Here is a 21,264-nt window from a genome sequence, read left to right on the forward strand (position 1 = left end):
TAATCTCTGGGTCGAGGGAACCACAAGCTGACTCAACGTCAGGAGAATCACGGATGGCCCCACGTCTCGAAGAACTGATCGCCCCCGGACACACCGCGCTGATCACCCAGGAATGCCAGAACGGAGTGATCGGCCCGGACGCGGTATTCCCCGCACTCGCCGCGCACACCAGGGACCTGATTCCGGCCGTCGACCGCCTCGCCAAGGCCGCCCGTCGGGCCGAACTCCCGGTCGTGCACTGCCTCGCCGTCCGCCGTCCGGACGGCCTGGGCGCGAATACCAACGCCCGGATGTTCGGCGCCGCGGCCAAGGCACCGGTCCTCCTGACCCCCGGCTCACCCGCCGCCGCGGTGGCCGACGGAATCACCGTCGAGCCCTCCGACCTGGTGCTTTCCCGCTATCACGGGCTCGGTCCGATGGCCGACACCGGACTGGCCGCCATCCTGCGCAACCTGGGCGTACGCACGATCGTCGGCGTCGGCGTCTCGCTCAACGTCGGGATGCTCAACTTCGCGATGGACGCGGTCAACGCCGGCTTCCGGTTCGTCATGCCACGAGAGGCGGTGGCCGGATTCCCTCCCGAATACGCCGAAGCGGTCCTCGCGAACACCTTCAACGCCATCGCCACACTCACCACGGTGGACGACGTACTGACCGCCTGGACCTAAACCCTGACGCCCCGTCACCAACGAGGTGATGGGGCGTCAACAAGCCTAAACAACAAGCGTATTCCAACTGACCAACCGTCAGTGCCCGTACGGAGCCCAGGGCTTCCGGTCGTACTCCTCCCGCAGCTTGAACTTCAACACCTTCCGCAAGGTCTCGTTCCGCGGCAGTGCGTCGACCAGTTCCAACTGCTCGGGAATCTTCTGCGTCATCAACCCGGCGGCCCGCAGATACTCGACCAGCTCGACGAACTCCAGGTCCGCTTCCCCCGGTTGCCGCTCCACCACGGCGCACACCCGCTCGCCACGCTCCCGATCGACCAACCCGATCACCGCCGCGTCGGCGACCTTCGGATGGGCGAACAACAGGTCCTCGATCTCCCGCGCGGAGATGTTCTCCCCCTTGCGGATGATCACATCCTTGAGCCGCCCGGTCAGCGAGAGATGCCCATCGGCGCGCAGTCGGCCCAGGTCGCCGGTCCGGAAGAAGCCGTCCTCGTCGAACGCCTCGGCGGTGAGCGCCGGGTCGGTGTACCCCTTGAACACCATCGGCCCACGCAGCCGTACCTCGCCCTCCTCACCGGTGTCGGCGACGGTCCCGTCGGCCCGGGCGATCCGCACCTCGATGCCACTGACCGGCTTGCCCTCGGTGAACGAGCGCTGATCCTCCGAGTCGTGCGGCCCGCCCTGGGCGATCATCGGCACCTCGGTCATCCCGTACCCGTGGCACAAAATCGCCCGCATCTCGTCCCGCACCTCGGCAACCAACTCCGGCGGCTTGGGCGCACCCCCACCGGAAACAATCCGCAGCGTCGGAATGATCTTCTCCCCCGGCTGCTTCCGCTGCTCATTCAAAAACGCCACATAAAACGCGGTGGACCCACCCACCATCGTGACACCAAGGCGCCGATAAACCGGCACCACCCCAGCCGGATCGAAGTTCTCCACAATCACCGCCGGAAATCCGGAGGCGAGCACCGTGACAATATAATCCGGCCCGGCAATATGCGCGTACGGAAACGCTATGGACCCGACATCGGACTGCGACATGTCAAGCGCGACGGCCAGGCCCTTGCCCCCCGCGAGCAGGGTCGAGTCGCTGTGCTGAACACCCTTCGGATCGGACGTCGTACCCGAGGTGTAGTAAAGCCAACGCACCTCGTCCCCATCCGTCGGCGCCGCCGGCAACCCGGCCGGATCCCCCTCCGGCAACTCGTCGTACGCCACCAGAACCGTCGGCGGAGCGGCCGAATCCTTCGCCAGCGCCTCCCCCATCCCCAGAAAATCAAAGCCCTTCCAACTACGCGGACACAAAAAGAACTCCGCCTCGGTCTGCCGCAAACAAAACCCGACCTCCTTCTCCCGATAGAAGGGAATGATCGGATTCTGCACCGCACCCAACCGCGCCAGCGCGAACGACACCACGATGGACTCGATCCGCGTGGTCAACTGCCAGGTCACCCGGGTGCCTGCGGTGACGCCGAGCGCGTGATAGCCCGCGGCCACCCGCTCCGCCCACGCCTTGAACTCACCGAAGGTGACCCTGCGGTCCTCCGGGTCGAGCAACATGGGTACATCGGGAGTTGCCGCCGCGCGGCGCTCCACCAGCTCCCAGAGAGTGGTGGCGTCGTAGATCGGGTCAGACACGTGTCCTCCGCGCGGGAAGCCGGGGCGAGAATGCCGCACCGGGGCACGGCGAAGCCAAGCCCAGACGCTGACCTGACGGTACGTCAGAATCGCTGCCGAAAGAAACCCTTCACACGGTCACGCGCATCACAACCACCCTGGCCAAGCAAGGCAGGACTGCCTAACCTGGGGCGCTACCGCCTACCCCACGGGGGCAACATGTCGCCATTCCGCCGACAGCGCCCACCAGTGTGCCTCGGCCCGGTGGAGAACTTCCCCGATTCCATCCCCAAACGAGTGAGCACCAGCCCACCCATCGCCGCACTCCGCCACGGCGACACGATCCACGTCTTCGAAGACCGCTGCCCCCACGCCGGCGCAATCCTCTCCAGAGGCACCCTGACCGGCGAACACCTGACCTGCCCGGCCCACAAAGCCACCTTCGACGTAGCCACGGGCCGCTCCGTCGGCACCCTCAACTGCCGAAAGCTACGCACCTACAAGGCCTGGCTCCAAAACGGCCTGATCTACATAACCCCAACCCCCACCCACAAACCCCACTGACCCCACCCGACACTCAAGACCACCCCAGCCCGACCAACAGCCCATCCGGCGCCCGAGGCCACTCCAACGGAACCAACTCCCAAGGCAACGCAAGCACCCCACCCAACCCACTTCACCCCGGCCGGCGCTTGAGGCCACCCCAGCGCCACCAACACCCAACGCAAGCCGAACACGCCCAGCGACCAAACTCAGCCGGGCAGGCGCCTGAGGCCACCCCAGCCACGCCAAAACCCGAGGCGACGCAACCCCCACCACAGCCGACCGAAACATCAGCCCGGCCGGCGTTTGAGGCCACCTCGGCCGAAGGCCGGGTCCACCAGCCCGGCCGGCGTTTGAGGCCAATCAGCCCGGCCGACGCTTGAGGCCACCAAGGCCAACCCCAAAGGCCGCACACCCCCGAGCCCACGTCCCGGCGACGTCCGCGTCCGGCGGAAACCGCCCCGCCAACTCCAACACGACCATGCCGTGCGCAAACCCCCACACGGCCCGCGCAGCGTCACCATCCCCGCCAACCGCCCGCACCAGCGGCCCCGCCGTGCGCTCCTCCAACCCCTCCGGCAACGCGGCCCGATCCAACGGCTGCCCACTCATCAGCCGATACAGGTGCGGATGCGCAAGCGCATAAGCCCGATACGCCCCGGCCAACGCACCGATCAAATCCCCACCCAACCCCACCCCGGCACCCGACCCCGCCCCCGCCGCCTCCGCCGCGCCGGCCGCCTCAACGGCCTCCAGCGCCTCCGCGAGCTCCGTCATCGCCGCCGCGACAAGCGCACTCTCGACCGCCGACTTATCCGAGAAGTGCTTGTACAACGACGGCGCCTTGATCCCGACCCGCTCCGCGATCCGCCGCATCGACAACGCCTCCGGCCCTTCCCCTTCCAGGAGTTCACGCGCGGCGGCAACAATCTCCCGAGCCCTGGCACCGCTGCGCGGCAACGAAACGTCAGACATCCCGTCGGATCCCCTCCCGAGTGCGCAGCCCATACCCGGCGGCCCGGTCCAGCGCGATATGCGTAAGCCAGCCAAGGCCCGCGGCGAACAACGGCGGCCACTCGATCGGCGAAACGGCATATCCGACCAACACCACCAACGGCACCCAGGCCCGATGCATCGCGTTGTAGTACGGCACCGCCCGCACCTGAAGCCGCCCGGGCTCATGCGAGGCGCCGTCCCGCAGCGCGTCCTTCACCCCGACGAACATCGTCAGATCGGGCAACACGAAGAAGACCAACGCGGCCGCAGAGGTGGCAAAGCCATACTTCACACTCTCGAACACCGCGAACGCCGCCAGGAACAGCGTCAACGCGCCCCACGCCCCGCGCCGAACCCGCCGCCCCACAGCCGAGCCGCCGCCGCTTCCGGTATACGCAATCCCGCCCATATCGCCGCCTCCGTCCGCCCGAGGCTAACAGCGTTAGCCCCATGCATCCAGAGTGCGGCTAACGGCGTTAGCCGTCAAGCCCCCAACACCGGCGGCTTCGGCGCAGGCGGCTTCGGCGGCTTGGTGGCCGGCGGCCGAGGCGGCCGAGGATTCACCGGCTTGGTCGGCGGCTTGCCGGCACACCGACACCGACCCCCAGCACCCCGCCACCCATGGCCCGGCGTCACCTTGCAGTGATGTCCGGACCGATCGTGAAACCCTTCAGCGGTCGCGCGCCGGTGGGAGACACCTCGATGGCTCCTTCGATGATCTCGGCGCGGAATCCCTCGGGCAGAGTCATCGCATTGCGGGTCTGCCACAGGAAGCCATCGAGCTCATCGAATGGTGCAGTCGTCACCATCGGCTCAGGCGTCGCAATCGCCATCGGGAACACCTCCTCACCCAAGCGTGGGTCACGGTCGCCGGTAGCGGACAACTTCCCGACGACCGTATGCGGCACCGCAGTCGAACAAATCCGACTCGGCCCACCACCACCCGAACGAGTGATCCACTACCGCAACTTCCGCGCCACCTCGGTCGCCCAATACGTCAGGATCGACGAGGCCCCCGCACGCTTGATCGACGTCAGCGTCTCCAGGATCACCCGGTCCCGGTCGATCCAGCCGTTCGCCGCCGCCGCCTCGACCATCGCGTACTCGCCGCTCACCTGGTACGCCGCCACCGGCACATGCACCTCGTCGGCGATCCGCCGGACGATGTCCAGGTACGACATCGCCGGCTTGACCATCACCAGGTCCGCACCCTCGGCGACGTCCAACAGCACCTCGCGCACCGACTCCTCGGCGTTGGCCGAGTCCTGCTGGTACGTCGTCCGGTCGCCCTGCAGCGTCGACTCGACCGCCTCGCGGAACGGCCCGAAGAAGGCCGACGCGTACTTCGCGCTGTACGCCAGGATCGCCACGTCCTGATAGCCCGCGCCATCCAACGCCCGCCGGATCGCCCCGACTTGACCGTCCATCATCCCGCTCGGCCCGACCATGTGCACACCCGCGTCGGCCTGCACCACGGCCATCCGCGCGTACGCCTCGAGGGTCGCGTCGTTGTCCACCGAACCGTCCGCGGCCAACACGCCGCAGTGCCCGTGATCGGTGAACTCGTCCAGGCACAGGTCGGACATCACCACGGTGTCCGCGCCCACCTCGGCCAGCACGTCGCGAATCGCCACCTGGAGCACGCCGTCGGGGTCGAACCCGGCCGAGCCGACCGCGTCCTTGGCCGTCGGGATGCCGTACAACATCAGCCCGCCGACCCCCGCCGCGACCGCGTCGTGCGCGGCCTTGCGCAGCGAATCGCGGGTGTGCTGGACCACGCCCGGCATGGACGAGATCGGCACCGGCTCGCCCGCGCCCTCGCGCACGAACATCGGCAGGATCAGATCCGCGGGATGCAGCCGAGTCTCCGCGACCAGCCGGCGCATCGCCGGGGACGTGCGCAACCGCCTGGGGCGGTGCGCGGGAAACCCTGACGACGCGTCAGCCTGGTACGACATGAGCTACTCGGCCTTCCTCACGAACCGAACTGAACTGAACCGCACCGCACATCAGACACCGGAACAAACACCGGAACCAAAAACCGCCTGCCGTGCCCTACTTGGCCTTCCGCCGCGACCCCGGCCGCCGTTCGCTCGGCCGGGTGACCGGGTCGCCCGCCTCGACCATCGCCGCGCGCCGCGCCGTACCGAACTCCGCGAGTGCCTCGGCCAGGGCGGACACCGAGGGCTCCGGCGCGAGTACGTCCACCCGCAGCCCGTGCTCCTCGGCCGTCTTCGCCGTGGCCGAGCCGATACACGCGATCACCGTGACCGCGTGCGGCTTGCCCGCGATGCCGACCAGGTTGCGCACCGTCGAGGACGACGTGAACAGGACCGCGTCGAAGCCGCCGCCCTTGATCGCCTCGCGGGTGTCCGCCGGCGGCGGCGCCGCGCGCACCGTGCGGTACGCCGTGACGTCGTCGACCTCCCAGCCCAGCTCGACCAGGCCCGCCACCAACGTCTCCGTGGCGATGTCGGCACGCGGCAGGAACACCCGGTCGATCGGGTCGAAGACCGGGTCGTACGGCGGCCAGTCCTCCAGCAGCCCGGCGGCCGACTGCTCGCCCGAGGGCACCAGGTCCGGCTTGACGCCGAACTCGATCAGCGCCCGCGCGGTCGCCTCGCCGACGGCCGCGACCTTGATGCCCGCGAACGCGCGCGCGTCCAGGCCGTAGTCCTCGAACCGCTCGCGCACCGCCCGCACCGCGTTGACCGAGGTGAACGCGATCCACTCGTAGCGCCCGGTGACCAGGCCCTTGATCGCCCGCTCCATCTGCTGCGGCGTACGCGGCGGCTCGACCGCGATGGTCGGCACCTCGTGCGGGACCGCGCCGTACGAGCGCAGTTGCTCGGACAGCGTGACCGCCTGCTCCTTGGTGCGCGGGACCAGCACCTTCCAGCCGAACAAGGGTTTGGTCTCGAACCACGACAACGTGTCGCGCTGGGCCACCACTTCGCCCACCACCACGACGGCCGGCAGGGTGATCTTCGCCGTCCGCACGTCGGAGGCCACCTGCGCGAGCGTGCTCACCAGGGTGCGCTGCTCGGTGGTGGTGCCATTGACCGTGACCGCGACCGGCGTGGCCGGCTTGCGGCCGCCCGCGACCAGTTCCTGGGCGATCTCGGCGATCGAGTCGAGCGCGCCGCGCAGCACCAGGGTGCCGTCGACGGAGCCGACCGTGGCCCAGTCGATCGACGCCTCGGCCATGTCGAGGACACGCACGCCACCGCTGCCCTTGGCCGCGTGCAGCGGGATGCCCGCGTACGTGGGAACGGCCGTGCTGACCGGGACGCCCGGGACGACCTCGAAGACGATCTTCGCCTTCGCGACCGCGGTGACCTCGTCCGTGACCGACTGGTCCACGCACGGGTCACCCGCCACGGCCCGGACCACCTGCTTGCCCGACCGCGCGGCGGCCACGACGACCTTGGCCCGGGCAACGGCCGACAGGAGTTCCCCGTCGTCACCGGTCACCGGGTCGAGGACCTCGACGCCGCTCTTGCAGTGGAACAGGACCTGGCGCAGGGTCGCCTCGTCGGCGACCACCACATCGGCCTCGGCCAGCACCTCGATGGCCCGCAGTGTGAGCAGTCGTGGGTCGCCGGGACCGGCACCCACAAAGGTCACGATGCCGCTGGGCTTCTTCTTCGCTCTGGGGCTCAAGGGACGCGCTCCCCCATCAAACCGGAGGCCCCTCGGGCGAGCAGTTCGGTCGCGAGTTCGCGACCGATCTTCTCCGCCTCGTCGAGGGTTCCGGTGGCGGACAACCGTACGCTTTCGGTGCCGTCGACATTCACGACTACGGCCCGCAGGTACAGCTCGGTGACCTGCTCGCCCTCGGCGACCTCACAGAGGGCGCCGACCGGAGCCGAACATCCGGCTTCCAACACGGCGAGCAGCGTGCGCTCGGCCAGTACGGCGGCTCGGGTGTCCGAGTCGTCCAAACCGGCGAGCAGTTCGACGAGGGCGGCATCGTGAGCCGCGCACTCGACGGCCAATGCCCCTTGACCGGGGGCAGGCAACATGTGGAGCGGATCGAAGGTCTCGGTGACCTCCTCCGCACGGCCGAGTCGGCCGAGGCCGGCCCTGGCCAGAACGACGGCGTCGAGTTCGCCGGACGTCACGAAGCCGATCCGGGTGTCGACGTTGCCGCGGATCGGCACGATCTCGTGGCCGAGCCCGAGCAGCAACAACTGCGCGGCGCGGCGCGGCGAACCGGTGCCGATCCGGGACCCGGCGGGCAGTTCGGCGAGCGCCAGTCCGTCCCGGGCCACCAGCGCGTCGCGCGGGTCGTGCCGGGGCGGGATCGCGACCAGCGTGATGCCCTCGGCGGCGCCGGTCGGCAGGTCCTTGAGCGAGTGCACGACGAAGTCGACCTCGCCGGCGAGCAGCGCCTCGCGCAGCGCGCCGACGAAGACGCCGGTGCCGCCGATCTGCGAGAGCCGCTCGCGCGAGGTGTCGCCCTGCGTGGTGATCTCCACCAGCTCGACGGCCCGGCCGGTCAACCGCGTGACGGCCTCGGCGACCTGCCCCGACTGGGCCATCGCCAACTTGCTCCGCCGGGTGCCCAGCCGCAACGGCGCGCCGGCAATCCCACTCGCGCCACTCACGCCGCACCATCCACAACATCGGGGCCGTCGGCCCGGCGGACCACCTCGGGTGTCCCCGGGTCGAGGTCGAACAACATCCGCAGCGCGTCGGCGTACGACGAGCCGCCGGGCTCGCCGGCCAACTGCTTGACCCGCACGGTCGGCGCGTGCAGCAGCTTGTCCACCACGCGCCGCACGGTCTGCTCGACCTCGGCGCGCACCCGCTCGTCCAGCTCCGGGAGCCGTCCGGCGAGCCGGTCCAGCTCGGTCCGGACCACGTCCGAGCCCATGCTGCGCAGCGCCACCACGGTCGGCGCCACCTGCTGCGCCTGCCGGCCGGCCGCGAACGCGGCCACCTCCTCGCAGACGATCTTGCGCACCAGCTCCACGTCGGCCTCGACGGCCGAACCGGCGGAGACCTCGGCGAGCAGTTCCAGGTCGATCAGCACCACACCGGGCAGCTCGCGCACGCTCGGCTCGACATCGCGCGGCAGCGCCAGGTCGATCAGCACCAACGGCTGCTCGACCCCGCGCTCGGCCCGCGCCGCGAGCACCGCCTCGATCTCGGCCCGGCCGATCACCAGGCCGGCCGCGCCGGTACAGGAGACCACCAGGTCGACCGAGGCCAGCGCGTCCGACAGCGCGGACATCGGCACCGCCCGCCCGGACACCGACTCGGCCAGGTGCTCGGCGCGCTCGTAGGTCCGGTTCGCCACCACGATGTGCCCGACGCCCTCGCGGTGCAGTGTCTTGGCGGCCAGCGCGCTCATCGAGCCCGCGCCCACCACCAGCGCCCGGGCGCCCGCGATCGAGCCGATCGACTGCTCGGCCCGGTCGAGGGCGACGGTCATCAGCGACCGGCCGGCCCGGTCGATGCCGGTCTCGGTGTGCGCCCGCTTGCCGACCCGAAGCGCCTGCTGGGTCAGCTCGTTGAGGACCCGCCCGGCGGTGCCGTGGGTCTGCGCGAGCGCGAGCGCGGCCTTTATCTGGCCGAGGATCTGGCCCTCGCCGACCACCATCGAGTCGAGCCCGCAGGCCAACGAGAACAGGTGCTGGACTGCGCGGTCCTCGTAGTGCACGTAAAGGCACGGGGTCAGCTCGGACACCGGCACGCCGGTGTGTCGCGACAGCAGGTTGCCCAGCTCGGTGACGCCGCCGTGGAAGCGGTCCACGTCCGCGTAGACCTCGACCCGGTTGCAGGTGGAGAGCAGCACGGCCTCGCCGACCGGTTCGGCCGCGATCAGGTCGTGCAGGAGCGCCTCCTGGGCGGCCCCGGTGACCGAGACCCGTTCCAGGAGGCTGATCTCGGCCGTCCGGTGACTGAGGCCGACCGCCAGGACACTCATGGTGTCTTCCTACCGTTGTTCGCCGATTTCGCGGGCGCGGCACCCGTGCGCCGGCCGGTCACGCGGGCATCACCTCGGGGAGGTCGCCGCGTTCCCCGGGCTTCGAGGGTCGCGCCGGGACCGGCCCCGCGACGGGGTCGAGACCGGACTTGCGCTGTTCGTGGAAGGCCAGGATCTGCAACTCGATGGACAGATCCACCTTGCGCACGTCCACACCTTCGGGCACCGAGAGGACGGTCGGCGCGAAGTTCAGGATGCTCGTGATGCCGGCGGCGACCAGTCGATCGGCCACCTCCTGTGCGGCCGGCGCCGGCGTGGTGATCACGCCGATCGACACGTGGTCCTCGCGCACGATCTGCTCGAGGTCGTCCATGTGCCGCACCGCCATGCCCGCGATCCGCTGCCCGGTGACCGCCCGATCGGCGTCCAGGAGAGCGGCGACCCGGAAGCCGCGCGAGGCGAAGCCGCCGTAGTTGGCCAGGGCGTGACCCAGATTTCCTATGCCGATGATGGCGACCGGCCAGTCTTGGGTGAGCCCGAGTTCACGCGAGATTTGGTACACGAGATACTCGACGTCGTAACCGACACCACGGGTGCCGTAGGAGCCGAGATACGACAGGTCCTTGCGCAGCTTCGCCGAATTCACCCCGGCGGCAGCGGCGAGTTCCTCGGACGAGACCGTGGGAACACCCCGCTCCGACAGCGCACTGAGCGCCCGGAGGTACAGCGGAAGCCGCGCCACCGTCGCCTCGGGGATGCCACGTCCCCGCTGCGTCGGTCGCTCGGTACGCCCTGTAGCCACGCTGCTCCTGTGGGTGGGACCTGGGATTTCGATTGCCAGGTTAGGCTTTTGTGAACGTACGCACAAAGTAGGTGTCCGATTTGCGCGCCTGTCGTGATGCTCGTCACGCCTTGGTTCCGGCCGTGGGCGTGAACTCGATCACATGAGGTGACCCTCGTGTGGTCCATGAGTAGTCGTGGTGTCCGTTCGCGCACGCTCCCCTACCGTACGTGTCGGCGAGATCTCCCTCCGTCGGCCCCCTCCCGACACCCGATGGTCGGTTGGCCGACGCGGCCGGCTCAGCCGCCGAGGGCGCGACGCAGCCGCTTTTCGTCCACTCGCCAGAAATCGTGCTGTTTGCCGTCCACGAAGATCACCGGGATCTGCTCCCAATACTTGTGTTGCAGCTCGGCGTCCCCGGTGATGTCGACCTCCGTCCAGGTCACCCCCAGCTCCCCGGTCACCCGGTCGATGATGGTCCGGGCGTCGTCACACAGATGGCAACCGGGCTTGCCGAGCAGCGTCACGGTGCGGGTCGCGGGGTCGGGGCGGCGGCGAAAGAGAGTCACGTCCTCGATTGTCGCCCCACCACCGACCCGGTCAGAAGAGCGCTCCCCCGACGGCTGCGCGCACCCGCCGTCGGCGAGCCGCGCCGCGCCGGGCGCGGGCCGACTTCACCGCCGGGGCGCGCCGTGGCAAGGCTCGCGCCACACACCCGCCATACCCGGCGATTAGGCTCGACACCATGGTTCTCAAGCGCCGGCGAGCGACGACCGAGAACACCGACGACGACGCCGTACGCGCGGGCGCGGCAGCCGCGGCGGCGGCGCACCCGAACGGGCCGATCCGCACCCCCGACGAGCACGGCGAGCACGGCGCCGCCGACGACGCCCCGCCCGACCGGATCGGCGCCGCGTTCTTCGACCTGGACAACACCGTGATGCGCGGCGCGTCGATCTTCCACCTGGCCCGCGGCCTGTACACGCGCCGGTTCCTGAGCACCCGCGACATCGCCCGGTTCGGTTGGCAGCAGGCCCGATTCCGACTCGGCGGCGAACACATGGGGCATGTGGGCGACGCGCAGGAGAGCGCGCTGACCTTCGCCAAGGGCCACACGGTCGAGGAGATCCGGGTGATCGGCGAGGAGATCTTCGACGAGTGCATGGCGGACAAGATCTGGCCCGGGACCCGCGGACTGGCCCGGATGCACCTGGACGCGGGCCGCCAGGTCTGGCTGGTCACCGCCGCGCCGATCGAGATCGCCGACACGATCGCCGGCCGGCTGGGCCTGTCCGGCGCGCTGGGCACGGTGTCCGAGACCCGTGACGGTGTGTACACGGGCCGCCTGGTCGGCGAACTGCTGCACGGTGAGGCCAAGGCCGAGGCGGTGCGCGCGCTGGCCGCTCGCGAGGGGCTGGATCTGACCGACTGCTCGGCCTACAGCGATTCGGCCAACGACATTCCGATGCTGACCCTGGTGGGTGATCCGTGCGCGGTCAATCCGGACGCCCGGCTGCGCCGCCACGCCCGGGCGCACGGGTGGCGGATCAAGGACTATCGCACCGGTCGCAGGGCCGCCCGGATCGGCCTGCCGGCCGCCGCCGGACTCGGTGCGCTCGCCGGCGCCCTGGCCGCCGGCACCGCCGTTCGACGGCGCACCCCGCACCGGGCCTGAGCCGCCCGCCCGATCACCCGCACACCCCCCGCGACCTGCGGCAAGGGGGCGATTTTCGGCCGGCCATGACACCCGCCGAGCGGCGAGTTGTCCGCATATAGCACACCTGACACGCGGCAACCCGACAAACACGCAAAGAGCACACAACAGCGGTCCATCCCGGTAGCTTCACAACGCCGATGGGCACACTTGGTATCCCTTCCTTTACTGAGCGTTACTCTCGATCGGCGCACAGCGGTATCCAAGTTCCCTACTATGGGTGATCGATTCCGCACCGAACGTAATTACCGCTGAAGCAACAGGGAGTCCCGTGCACCGAATCGTCCGGGTTGACGTGTCCGGGCTGGCGACACTGCGTGCGGCGGTGTGCGCGAGCTTTGCCCCCCCGTCCGTCGGCCTCGCCACCACCGCCGGTTACGGCGCCGGGGTCTGCTACGCGACCCCGACCCAACCCGTGGGCCTGGCCCGCGCGTCGCGCGCCGGCACCACCGAGCCGACCCGTCCCACCCGAGGCTCCGGCTACACCCGGGGCCCGGGTCCGGACGGCGAGGCCCGCCGCATCATGGCCCTCGTCGAACTCGCCCAGGACGGCGACGGCGACGCCTTCGCCCAGCTCTACGACAACTATTTCGACACCGTCTACCGGTACATCTACTACCGGGTCGGCGGCCGTGCCGTGGCCGAGGACCTGACCAGCGAGACCTTCCTGCGCGCGCTGCGCCGGATCGGCACCTTCACCTGGCAGGGCCGCGACTTCGGCGCCTGGCTGGTGACCATCGCCCGCAACCTGGTCGCCGACCACTTCAAGTCCAGCCGGTTCCGCCTGGAGGTGACCACCGGGGAGATGCTCGACGCGAACGAGGTCGAGGCCAGCCCCGAGGACTGCGTGCTCGAATCGTTGTCCAACGCGGCCCTCCTGGACGCAGTACACAAGCTCAACCCCCAGCAGCAGGAGTGCGTGACCCTGCGCTTCCTCCAGGGACTCTCGGTCGCCGAGACCGCACAGATCATGGGTAAGAACGAGGGGGCGATCAAGACGTTGCAATACCGCGCCGTACGGACTCTCGCCCGGCTCTTGCCCGAGGACGTGCGGTGAATCACACTTCCGTAACCTTCGGGGGCCGCGGCTCGTTCTTCCCGATAGCGACCCCCTTCGGGGATCGCTGCGGCGGGGAGCCGCCCTGTGGCCCCCGACCCGGAGACTTCCCTGGACGTACATCCGGGGAGAGGAGGTGCGGCCTGTGAGCATTGCGGCCCTGGATCGGCGACCCGCGAACGCCTTCGCGCGAGCCCTCGACGAGAACGACCGCAACAACCGATCGGCGGAACCGCTGCCCGCGCTGGTCCCGCTGTTGCGGACCGCCGAGCTGCTGCGCGACCGGTCCGCGTCGGCACCCGCGCCGAGCCCGGACTTTCGAACCGCGCTACGGCAACGACTGCTCGACGAGGCCGCGGCGCTGCCCGCGACCGGCGCGGTCACCGTGCCCGCCCCGCGCGGCGCGCATCGCCGCAAGGAGACGGCGAGCCCCCCGCGCACCGTGCGCTGGAAGCGCCGCGCGGCGATCGCCGGCGCCTTCGTGGTGGTCACCGGCGGCGGCCTCGGCGGCGTGGCGTACGCCAGTTCCGACGCGCTGCCGGGCGATATGACGTACGGCGTCAAGCGCACGGTCGAAGACTTCAAGATCTCGCTCGCGGACAACGACCACGAACGCGGCGAGCGTTATCTCCAGCAGGCCGAGACCCGGATGGGCGAGGCCGAGGCACTGCTCAAGCGGGCCGGCCGCACTCCCGCCGACAAGGCGACCGTGCGGCATCTGCGGCAGGTGCTCGACGACTGGCGCGACGAGGCCGACAAGGGTCGCGCGCTGCTCACCGACCACTTCCGCAGAAGCGGCAGCGACGGCTCGATGCGCAACCTGGCCGACTTCGCCCGCTCCGGCAACGAGCGGATGGAGCGGATCGGCGACCGGCTGCCCCCGCAGCTGTCCTCCGAGCGGGACCGGGTCCGCACCCTGCTCACCGCGATCAACGAGCAGGTCGCGCCGATCGCGGGCACCGCCGGCAAGACGTCGTCCGCCCCCACCGAGGGTGGTCACCCCGGCGGCTCGCCGGCCGCTCCCGGGACCCACCCCGGCGCCGGCACCACGCCGCTCGCCCCGCAACCACCGGGCTCCGACGCCGCCGGCAACGGCGCGACGCAGCCGGGCGGCTCGACGACACCGGGCGGTTCCGCCCCCAGGCAGCAGCCGCCGCAGCAGAGCGGCGGCCTGCTCCCGGGGCTCAACATCCCGCTGCTCGGCGGCGCCCCGGCGGAGAGCACCCCGGCCCAGTCCGACGGCACGGGCAACGCCCCGGCCCCGGCGAAGACGCCCAAGGGCCAGATCATCCCGCCGCTGCTGCCCGGGCTGCCGGGCATCGGGCTCAACCTGCTCGCCCCGCCGGACGGCGATTCGAGCGGCTGAGCCGGCGCGACACCGAGAGGGGGGTGGCCCGTGGACGATGTCCACGGGCCACCCCCCTTCGCAGCACCGAGCGGCGGAATCGATCAGCGGAAGATCGATCAGAAGAAGACCGACCGCCGCTGCATCAGCAGCCGGTAGATGGTGTGTTGGATGGTCTCGCGTACCTCGTCGGTCAGGTTGAACACGACCATCGGGTCGTCCGCCGCCTCTTCCGGATAGACGTCGGTGTGGATCGGCGCGCCGAACTCGATCCGCCACCGGGTCGGCAGCGGCACCAGGCCGAGCGGGCCGAGCAGCGGGAAGGTCGGGGTGACCGGGAAGTAGGGCAGGTTCAGCAACCGGGCCAGGGTGCGCACGTTGCCCACCATCGGATAGATCTCCTCGGCCCCGACGATCGAGCACGGCACGATCGGCACCCGGGTGCGCAGCGCCGCCGAGACGAACCCGCCGCGCCCGAACCGCTGGAGCTTGTACCGCTCGCCGAACGGCTTGCCCAGACCCTTGTAGCCCTCGGGCCACACGCCGACCAACTCGCCCTTGCCCAGCAGCCGTTCCGCATCCGCGTGGCAGGCCAGGGTGTGTCCGCTCTTGCGCGCCACCGAGCCCACCACCGGCAACTGGAAGACCAGGTCGGCGGCGAGCAGCCGCAGATTGCGCCGATCCGGGTGGTGGTCGTGCACCGCCACCTGCGTCATCAGCGCGTCCACCGGCAGGGTGCCGGAGTGGTTGGCCACGATCAGCGCGCCGCCCTCGGCCGGGATCTGCTCCAGGCCGCTGACCTCGACCCGGAAGTACTGCTCGTACACCGGACGCAGCACGGCCATCAGCCGGTCGTTGAGCTCGGGGTCGAAGCCGAACTCGTCCACCTCGTACTCGCCGGTGATCCGCCGGCGCAGAAAGGCCAGGCCGTCCGCGGCCCGGTCCTCCCAGCCCGGTCCGGCCACCCCGTCCAGGAGCCCGGCCGCGGCACCGCCCACCACCCCGCCGATCGCGCCCGCCAACGAGCCGAGCAGCGAGCGCCCGGCCGCCGGCGCCCGCCTGGGCCCGGCCTCGGCCGCCTCCGCCGCCGTGGACTCCGCTGCCGCCTCCGTCGCTGCGGACTCCGCGCCCGCCGGCTCCTGCGGCTCCCGGACCGGCCGTCCCCCCTCGATCGAGCGCACCGGCACCTCACCCTCGGCCGGCTCGGGCACCCGGACCGCGCGCCCGGGTCGGGCGGTGGGGCGCCGCCCCGATCGGGGCGCGGGTGGGCGCGCCCCGGAGGCGGCGCCGTCGAAGGGGATGATCCGGGCGTCACCCATTCGGGTTCCTCCTGGTGAGCAGCAATGTGGCCAGTCGGTCGGGCACCTCTGCCAGGCGCCTGGGGTCGAGCAGGCCGGCCGAATGACGACCCCTGGCATAGTCGGCGAACGTCTCGGCCGTGCTTCTGGCCGCGACGAAGCCCAGTTTCTCCCGGGCCCGCGCGGGATCCACCACGCGCCCGTGGGTGAGCAGCCGCACCTGCTCGGCGGACAGGTGCACCGAACCCGCGCGCCGCAAACCCTGATTGACCAGACCGACCGCCGGCGCCGGGAAGGGCAACACCGGTCGGCCCAGTCGGCGTGCCGCCTGGGACAGGAACAACACACCCTCGGCGGCGATGTTGTAGGTGCCGGGCCGATCGGCGAGCACCGCGATCCGCAGCGCCGCCAACACGTCGTCCTCGTGCAGGAATTGCAGGCGCGGGTCGTAGCCGAGCAGCGTCGGCAACACCGGCAGCGCGAAGTAGGACCCCATCGGCGAATCGGTGCGCGGCCCGAGCAGCGGCGCGAACCGCAACACCGTGACCGCGACATCGGGCCGGCGCCGGGCGAAGCCGCGCACGTAGCCCTCTATCTCCACGGCATCCTTGGCCCACCCGGCGGCGGGCTGCACGCGCGATTCGGTGTCCTCGGCGAACAGCGCCGGATCGCGCGGCGAGCCACCGTAGACGGCGGTGGTCGAGCGCACCACCAGGCGGCGGATCGAGGGTGCCTTCTGGCACGCGGCGAGCAACTGCATCGTGCCGATGACGTTGCTCTCCTTGATCGAGACCGCGCCGCCCCGGCCCGGCGGCAGTTCGCTGGGGCTCAGGTGCACGACGGTGTCCACCGCGGCCGACGCGACCACCTTGGCGATCATCGGGTTGCGGATGTCGGCGAGCACGAAGTCCACACCGGACACCGGCACGGCCGGTTCGACCAGGTCGACCCCGATCACCCGGTCGACGTCCGGCTCGTCGCGGATCATCCGGACGAAATCCGCCCCCGGATCACCGGCGACCCCGGTGACCATGACGACACGTCCCATGCTGCGGCCTCCCCGCGCCAAGTTCGGATTCGCCGCGTGCGCACGACCGTTGCACCATGCGGTCGATCAACTACGCGACGCACACCCGAGGCGACGAGATCCAACGTACCCGCCCCGAGCACCCGCGGGACGCCCGTTCACACCGGATCCACGCAGGTCGGGCGCCGGCACACCAAAGAACACACTCCGGCAACCCCCGCGGCACCCGCGAAACCCACGACCCGCTCGATGCACACGATCCCCGCGACGCCCACAACCGCCGCGACAGCGGCAAACGCACGACGACCGCCCGTCGTGTCCCCGGAGGGAACGCGACGGGCGGTCGCCCAAGGCTTCAGCGGCATACGCCGGTGGGATGCCTACTTCTTGTTGCGACGCTGCACACGCGTCTTCTTGAGAAGCTTGCGGTGCTTCTTCTTCGCCATGCGCTTGCGACGCTTCTTGATGACAGAGCCCACCGACAACCCTCGCTCACGTGACGTTCTTACCGCGCGGAGCCGGATCAGCCCGCACAACTGGGGGTCAGCCTACTCGCCGCCCCGGCCCACCTCGAAACGAGGCGGTCCGTAATGCCCCCCTACGCTGTTTCCACGTAGGAGTCTCGCAGGTAGTCGTGGACGGCCTGTTCCGGAACTCGGAAGGACCGACCAACCCTGATGGCCGGCATCTCGCCACTGTGGACCAGGCGATACACCGTCATCTTGGACACCCGCATCACCGCGGCCACCTCGGCCACAGTCAAGAAGTTGACCTCGTTGAGAGGCCTCTCTCCAGAAGCCATGACGCACCGAACCATTCAGCACGCGTCGGGCGCCGGCTTCCCCTCCGGCGACTGCCACACGCACGTGCGTCCCTCCAGAGTAGTGGCGTGTGGTACCAGTGGGGAAGAGGAGTAGTTATCCCACCTGAATCGCCCATCAGGCGGTTTTACCGATCGATTCCGGACAGTCCGGACCGATCGAGCACGTACGCCATGAGCGGTTTGTACAGGTGTGGTGCCACGTTGTCGTCGAGTGGGACGACCACCTCGACCCGACCCTCCTCGGCCGCCACGAACAGCGCGGGATCGTTGCAGTCGGCGAAACCGATCGCGGGCACCCCCGCCTGACCCGCGCCGCCGGCCCAGCCGTGGTCGCCGATCAGCAGTTCCGGCAGCGGTTCGCCGCGGGCCGCGAGCTCGGCCAGCATGGCCCGGATGCCGCGCGCGGAGTGGGTGTGCCGGAATTCGCCGGCGTCGTCGACCACCATCGCCACATCGCCGCGATACCGGATCGTCCGCGCCTCCGCGCCCTCGGCGGTGGGCGTGCGATAGGTCCACCCGGCGGCGGGGCGCAGGAGCGTACACCCGGCCTCGCGCAGCACGCGCGCCAGTGTGCGGTACCAGTCGGCCAGCCCCTTCGGGTGGCCGGTGGCCACGATCACCCGCTCGCGGCGCTTGGCGGCGAGCGCGAGACGGTCCGCGTACGCGTCGAGCGCGGCGATGGTCAGGTCGGGGTCGATGGTGTCCGGGCCGTTGCGGTGCGCGGGATCGGCGATCACCCCGCAACGGCGCACCATCAGCGCCAGCACGTCGTCCGCGGTCCACCGGCCGTCCGGTTCGAGGCCGAACAGATCGCGCGGATGACGCTCGCTCATCAGTCGGTAGTGCCGGAGGTTGTTCTCCCTCGTGGTCGCCACGTCACCGGCGATCCGGCCGCGCACGAGATGGGAGCGAAGCTCCGAGGGGGTGGGAACCGCAACGGTCACGCACAGCTCCTTGGGTCACGGGTCGAGGTCACCGCACACGTCGGGACCACGTCACAGGTCGAACATCGGGTCGAGGCCGTGTGCCGGGAAGACCGCCCGCCGGGTGGCCAGAATCGACTGGTCGATGCGGTCGGCCGGGTCGTAGCCGGTGTGGAACGGCCGGAAATCGCCGGTCCCGCCATCGGTCATCCGCTGCGGTCCGGCCTCGCGCGTCAACATCCGCACCTCCTCGCGCCAGTCGAGGGGCACGTCCCGGGTGGGTTCGATCGCATGTCCGGCCGCCTCCGCCACCAGGTGCGTCCAGCTGCGCGGGACCACGTCCACCGCGGCGTAGCCCCCGCCGCCGGTGGCGATCCAGCGCCCGCCGGCGTGTTCGTGGGCGAGCGCGTGCAGCGCGGCGTGCGTCGTGCGCTGCGCGTCCACGGTCAGCGCCAGGTGCGCCAGCGGGTCCTCCACGTGGGTGTCCGCGCCGTGTTGGCTGACCAGTACGTCCGGCCGGAACCGGGCGAGCAGCGGCGGCACCACGGCATCGAACGCGCGCAGCCAGCCGGCGTCGGCGATCCCCGGCGGCAGGGCCACGTTGACCGCGCAGCCCTCGGCGTCGGGCCCGCCGGTCTCGGTCGCGAAGCCGGTGCCCGGGAACAGGAAGCGCGGACTCTCGTGCAGGCTGATCGTCAGCACGCGCGGGTCGTTCCAGAACGCCCGCTGCACGCCGTCGCCGTGGTGCACGTCCACGTCCACGTAGGCGACCCGCTCGGCACCCAGCTCGAGCAGGCGCGCGATGGCGAGCGCCGGGTCGTTGTAGACGCAGAATCCGGCCGCGTTGCCCGGCATCGCGTGATGCAGGCCACCCGCGAAGTTGATCGCGTGGTCGGCCCCGTCCGGGTGCTCGGGGCCCAGCCAGACCGCGTCGGCCGCAGCGATCGAGGCACCCGCGATCAGCGCGGACACCTCGTGCATGGCGGCGAACGCGGGGGTGTCCTCGGTACCGATCCCGAACGCCGGATCGGCCCCGGCCGGGTCGGCGGAGGCGGCGTGCACGGCGGCGAGGTAGGCCTCGGTGTGCACCGTCGCCAACTGCTCGTCGGTGGCGATCTTCGGCGCGGTCACCCGTACTTCCGGCAGCGTGTGCAGCCCGAACGCGCGAATCAGGTCGATGGTCAGGCGCAGGCGGACCGGCTTCATCGGGTGCCACGGGCCGAAGTCGTAACCGGTCATCCGGTCGTCCCACATCACCTGCACCGCTCGACTCATGCGGTCACGCTACCGCCCGGGCCCGCGCCGCGATCATCGTCGTGAGCGGGTTCACCGTGCGGGGCGAAGGCGCGCGCCAGCGGCACCACCGCGAGCACCAGGATCAGCGGTACGAGCATCGCGACCCGGAACGAGGAGACGCCGGCGATCCCGCCCACGAGCGGGGTGCCGACCAGGAATCCGACGTAGTTGAAGATGTTCAGCCGGGCCACCGCCGCGTCCGCGTCCCTCGGCGACTGCCGGCCGCCGGCGACGAAGGTCTGGGGGACCAGTACGCACAACCCCACGCCCAGGATCACGAAGCCGAGCAGGCCGACCGCGGCATGCGGCGCGGCCAGCACCACCGCGAAGCCGGCCGCCGCGACCACGGCGCCGCCGCGGACCACGTCGACCATGCCCCAGCGGCGCACCCCCAGGTCGCCGACACTGCGGCCGATCAGGGTGGTGATCATGTACGCGATGTAGGGGACGACCGCGAACGCCTCGGAGCTGTCGAGCACTTTCTCCAGGTAGACCGCGCTCCAGTTGGCCACGGTCGAATCGCCGATGTAGGCGAACGTCATCACCAGGCACAACGGGATCAAGGGCCGCCAGGGCAGCGCCCGCCGAGGCCGGTCAAAGTCGGCGGCGGTCGCCGCCGGTTCGGGGTCCGCGCGCAGGTAGCCGGGGCCGATCACGAGCAGTGCGGGCACCGTGAGCACGGCGGCGCCGGCGTACATCCGGCCGAGCCCCACCTCGCCCCACGCGCACAACCCGGCCACCCCCGCGCCGGCCAGGCCGCCCAGGCTGTAGGAGGCGTGGAAACCGAGCATGATGTTGCGACCCGCACGGGCCTGGATCGCCACGCCCTGCATGTTCATCGTCGCGTCCACCGCGCCCAGGGACAGTCCGAAGACGAGGAGCACGACGGCCAGTTGCCACAGCCGATCGCCCGTCCCGACGCCGATCAGGATCGCGCAGACGATCGGCTGGGCCACCCGCAACACGAGCCGGCTGCCGTGCCGCCGGGCCAGCGCGCCGGCCAGGACACTGCCCACGCCCGCGACGATCGGCACCACCGAAAGGATCGCGGTCAACGTGCCGTCGCCCAGGTCGTAGCGGCGCTGGATCGCCGGGATCCGGGTGACCAGCAGAGCAAAGGACGCGCCCTGGATCAGGAAGCACGCGAGCAGACTGAACCGCGCGCGGCGCAACGTCTCGTCCTCGGCCGGCCCGGCCGCCGGTTCCGTCACCTGCATGGGGGTGCACGCTACCGA

The 21,264-nt window shown here is 70.6% G+C and carries 22 protein-coding genes; 5 read left to right on the top strand and 17 right to left on the bottom strand.

Going from position 1 to position 21,264, the window contains the following annotated elements; translation table 11 throughout:
- Positions 1-53 precede the first annotated feature (53 nt).
- A complete protein-coding gene (locus ABIA38_RS33375) occupies positions 54-668 on the top strand; it encodes a cysteine hydrolase (RefSeq protein WP_424642651.1) in 615 nt (204 codons plus the stop codon).
- Positions 669-746: 78 nt separating this feature from the next.
- On the opposite strand, the gene ABIA38_RS33380 is transcribed toward ABIA38_RS33375, so the two are convergent.
- Positions 747-2,312: a class I adenylate-forming enzyme family protein gene (locus ABIA38_RS33380; RefSeq protein WP_424642652.1), complete on the bottom strand. Its 1,566-nt coding sequence runs from the start codon at positions 2,310-2,312 to the stop codon at positions 747-749.
- 198 nt (positions 2,313-2,510) lie between these two features.
- Between ABIA38_RS33380 and ABIA38_RS33385 the strand changes: the two genes are divergently transcribed.
- The gene (locus ABIA38_RS33385) at positions 2,511-2,855 is read left to right on the top strand and encodes a Rieske (2Fe-2S) protein (RefSeq protein WP_424642653.1); all 345 of its coding nucleotides are present in this window, start codon (positions 2,511-2,513) and stop codon (positions 2,853-2,855) included.
- Positions 2,856-3,197: 342 nt separating this feature from the next.
- Here ABIA38_RS33385 and ABIA38_RS33390 read toward each other — a convergent pair whose 3' ends face one another.
- The 9 genes from ABIA38_RS33390 to ABIA38_RS33430 all read right to left on the bottom strand — a co-directional run bounded on the left by ABIA38_RS33390 (position 3,198) and on the right by ABIA38_RS33430 (position 11,115).
- A complete protein-coding gene (locus ABIA38_RS33390) occupies positions 3,198-3,809 on the bottom strand; it encodes a TetR/AcrR family transcriptional regulator (protein ID WP_424642654.1) in 612 nt (203 codons plus the stop codon).
- On the bottom strand, positions 3,802-4,239 hold the full coding sequence (locus tag ABIA38_RS33395) for a DUF4260 family protein (RefSeq protein ID WP_424642655.1): 438 nt from the start codon (positions 4,237-4,239) through the stop codon (positions 3,802-3,804). The genes ABIA38_RS33390 and ABIA38_RS33395 overlap by 8 nt, the downstream gene beginning before the upstream one ends.
- Positions 4,240-4,462: 223 nt before the next feature.
- Positions 4,463-4,663, bottom strand: a complete 201-nt coding sequence (locus ABIA38_RS33400) for a hypothetical protein (protein ID WP_424642656.1) — start codon at positions 4,661-4,663, stop codon at positions 4,463-4,465.
- Positions 4,664-4,789: 126 nt separating this feature from the next.
- Positions 4,790-5,788, bottom strand: a complete 999-nt coding sequence (gene hemB / locus ABIA38_RS33405) for a porphobilinogen synthase (protein WP_424642657.1) — start codon at positions 5,786-5,788, stop codon at positions 4,790-4,792.
- A gap of 97 nt (positions 5,789-5,885) precedes the next feature.
- Positions 5,886-7,493 carry a uroporphyrinogen-III synthase gene (locus tag ABIA38_RS33410; RefSeq protein ID WP_424642658.1) on the bottom strand — a complete coding sequence of 536 codons (1,608 nt, stop codon included), beginning with the start codon at positions 7,491-7,493 and terminating at the stop codon, positions 5,886-5,888.
- On the bottom strand, positions 7,490-8,440 hold the full coding sequence (hemC, locus tag ABIA38_RS33415; RefSeq protein WP_424642659.1) for a hydroxymethylbilane synthase: 951 nt from the start codon (positions 8,438-8,440) through the stop codon (positions 7,490-7,492). The genes ABIA38_RS33410 and hemC overlap by 4 nt, the downstream gene beginning before the upstream one ends.
- Complete coding sequence (locus ABIA38_RS33420) at positions 8,437-9,765, bottom strand: glutamyl-tRNA reductase (RefSeq protein ID WP_424642660.1); 1,329 nt, start codon at positions 9,763-9,765, stop codon at positions 8,437-8,439. The genes hemC and ABIA38_RS33420 overlap by 4 nt, the downstream gene beginning before the upstream one ends.
- Before the next feature lie 58 nt (positions 9,766-9,823).
- On the bottom strand, positions 9,824-10,567 hold the full coding sequence (locus tag ABIA38_RS33425) for a redox-sensing transcriptional repressor Rex (protein WP_424642661.1): 744 nt from the start codon (positions 10,565-10,567) through the stop codon (positions 9,824-9,826).
- Positions 10,568-10,845: 278 nt separating this feature from the next.
- On the bottom strand, positions 10,846-11,115 hold the full coding sequence (locus tag ABIA38_RS33430; protein WP_424642662.1) for a glutaredoxin family protein: 270 nt from the start codon (positions 11,113-11,115) through the stop codon (positions 10,846-10,848).
- Positions 11,116-11,291: 176 nt separating this feature from the next.
- Here ABIA38_RS33430 and ABIA38_RS33435 point away from each other — a divergent pair, with 176 nt between their 5' ends.
- The 3 genes from ABIA38_RS33435 (at position 11,292) to ABIA38_RS33445 (ending at position 14,683) form a co-directional block, all read left to right on the top strand.
- Positions 11,292-12,221, top strand: coding sequence for an HAD family hydrolase (locus tag ABIA38_RS33435; RefSeq protein WP_424642663.1), 930 nt, complete (start codon positions 11,292-11,294; stop codon positions 12,219-12,221).
- A gap of 310 nt (positions 12,222-12,531) precedes the next feature.
- Positions 12,532-13,317, top strand: a complete 786-nt coding sequence (locus tag ABIA38_RS33440; RefSeq protein WP_424642664.1) for an ECF subfamily RNA polymerase sigma factor, BldN family — start codon at positions 12,532-12,534, stop codon at positions 13,315-13,317.
- A gap of 145 nt (positions 13,318-13,462) precedes the next feature.
- The gene (locus tag ABIA38_RS33445) at positions 13,463-14,683 is read left to right on the top strand and encodes a DUF5667 domain-containing protein (protein ID WP_424642665.1); all 1,221 of its coding nucleotides are present in this window, start codon (positions 13,463-13,465) and stop codon (positions 14,681-14,683) included.
- Positions 14,684-14,781: 98 nt separating this feature from the next.
- On the opposite strand, the gene ABIA38_RS33450 is transcribed toward ABIA38_RS33445, so the two are convergent.
- From ABIA38_RS33450 to ABIA38_RS33480, 7 genes are all read right to left on the bottom strand, one after another.
- Positions 14,782-15,981 (bottom strand): lysophospholipid acyltransferase family protein, encoded by a 1,200-nt coding sequence (locus ABIA38_RS33450; protein ID WP_424642666.1) that lies wholly within the window; start codon positions 15,979-15,981, stop codon positions 14,782-14,784.
- The gene (locus ABIA38_RS33455) at positions 15,974-17,008 is read right to left on the bottom strand and encodes an NAD-dependent epimerase/dehydratase family protein (RefSeq protein WP_424642667.1); all 1,035 of its coding nucleotides are present in this window, start codon (positions 17,006-17,008) and stop codon (positions 15,974-15,976) included. Before ABIA38_RS33455 ends, ABIA38_RS33450 begins: the two co-directional genes overlap by 8 nt.
- A 359-nt stretch (positions 17,009-17,367) precedes the next feature.
- Entirely contained in the window at positions 17,368-17,466 is a 99-nt protein-coding gene (locus tag ABIA38_RS33460) for a 30S ribosomal protein bS22 (RefSeq protein ID WP_012854759.1), read from the bottom strand.
- A gap of 119 nt (positions 17,467-17,585) precedes the next feature.
- Positions 17,586-17,789 carry a helix-turn-helix domain-containing protein gene (locus ABIA38_RS33465; RefSeq protein WP_020549639.1) on the bottom strand — a complete coding sequence of 68 codons (204 nt, stop codon included), beginning with the start codon at positions 17,787-17,789 and terminating at the stop codon, positions 17,586-17,588.
- Positions 17,790-17,935: 146 nt separating this feature from the next.
- A complete protein-coding gene (locus ABIA38_RS33470; protein ID WP_424642668.1) occupies positions 17,936-18,754 on the bottom strand; it encodes a phosphatase in 819 nt (272 codons plus the stop codon).
- 51 nt (positions 18,755-18,805) lie between these two features.
- A complete protein-coding gene (locus ABIA38_RS33475; RefSeq protein WP_424642669.1) occupies positions 18,806-20,008 on the bottom strand; it encodes an acetoin utilization protein AcuC in 1,203 nt (400 codons plus the stop codon).
- Positions 20,005-21,246: an MFS transporter gene (locus ABIA38_RS33480; RefSeq protein WP_424642670.1), complete on the bottom strand. Its 1,242-nt coding sequence runs from the start codon at positions 21,244-21,246 to the stop codon at positions 20,005-20,007. Before ABIA38_RS33480 ends, ABIA38_RS33475 begins: the two co-directional genes overlap by 4 nt.
- Positions 21,247-21,264: the final 18 nt, after the last annotated feature.

This window comes from Embleya sp. AB8 (assembly GCF_049739465.1).
GTDB lineage: Bacteria > Actinomycetota > Actinomycetes > Streptomycetales > Streptomycetaceae > Embleya.

Excerpts from the sequence above, each read along its gene's own strand:
- ABIA38_RS33375 (WP_424642651.1), top strand. The coding sequence starts at position 54 with ATGGCCCCACGTCTCGAAGAACTGATCGCCCCCGGACACACCGCGCTG.
- ABIA38_RS33385 (WP_424642653.1), top strand. The coding sequence starts at position 2,511 with ATGTCGCCATTCCGCCGACAGCGCCCACCAGTGTGCCTCGGCCCGGTG.
- ABIA38_RS33390 (WP_424642654.1), bottom strand. The coding sequence starts at position 3,809 with ATGTCTGACGTTTCGTTGCCGCGCAGCGGTGCCAGGGCTCGGGAGATT.
- ABIA38_RS33395 (WP_424642655.1), bottom strand. The coding sequence starts at position 4,239 with ATGGGCGGGATTGCGTATACCGGAAGCGGCGGCGGCTCGGCTGTGGGG.
- ABIA38_RS33400 (WP_424642656.1), bottom strand. The coding sequence starts at position 4,663 with ATGGCGATTGCGACGCCTGAGCCGATGGTGACGACTGCACCATTCGAT.
- hemB (WP_424642657.1), bottom strand. The coding sequence starts at position 5,788 with ATGTCGTACCAGGCTGACGCGTCGTCAGGGTTTCCCGCGCACCGCCCC.
- ABIA38_RS33420 (WP_424642660.1), bottom strand. The coding sequence starts at position 9,765 with ATGAGTGTCCTGGCGGTCGGCCTCAGTCACCGGACGGCCGAGATCAGC.
- ABIA38_RS33435 (WP_424642663.1), top strand. The coding sequence starts at position 11,292 with ATGGTTCTCAAGCGCCGGCGAGCGACGACCGAGAACACCGACGACGAC.
- ABIA38_RS33450 (WP_424642666.1), bottom strand. The coding sequence starts at position 15,981 with ATGGGTGACGCCCGGATCATCCCCTTCGACGGCGCCGCCTCCGGGGCG.
- ABIA38_RS33455 (WP_424642667.1), bottom strand. The coding sequence starts at position 17,008 with ATGGGACGTGTCGTCATGGTCACCGGGGTCGCCGGTGATCCGGGGGCG.
- ABIA38_RS33465 (WP_020549639.1), bottom strand. The coding sequence starts at position 17,789 with ATGGCTTCTGGAGAGAGGCCTCTCAACGAGGTCAACTTCTTGACTGTG.
- ABIA38_RS33475 (WP_424642669.1), bottom strand. The coding sequence starts at position 20,008 with ATGAGTCGAGCGGTGCAGGTGATGTGGGACGACCGGATGACCGGTTAC.
- ABIA38_RS33480 (WP_424642670.1), bottom strand. The coding sequence starts at position 21,246 with ATGCAGGTGACGGAACCGGCGGCCGGGCCGGCCGAGGACGAGACGTTG.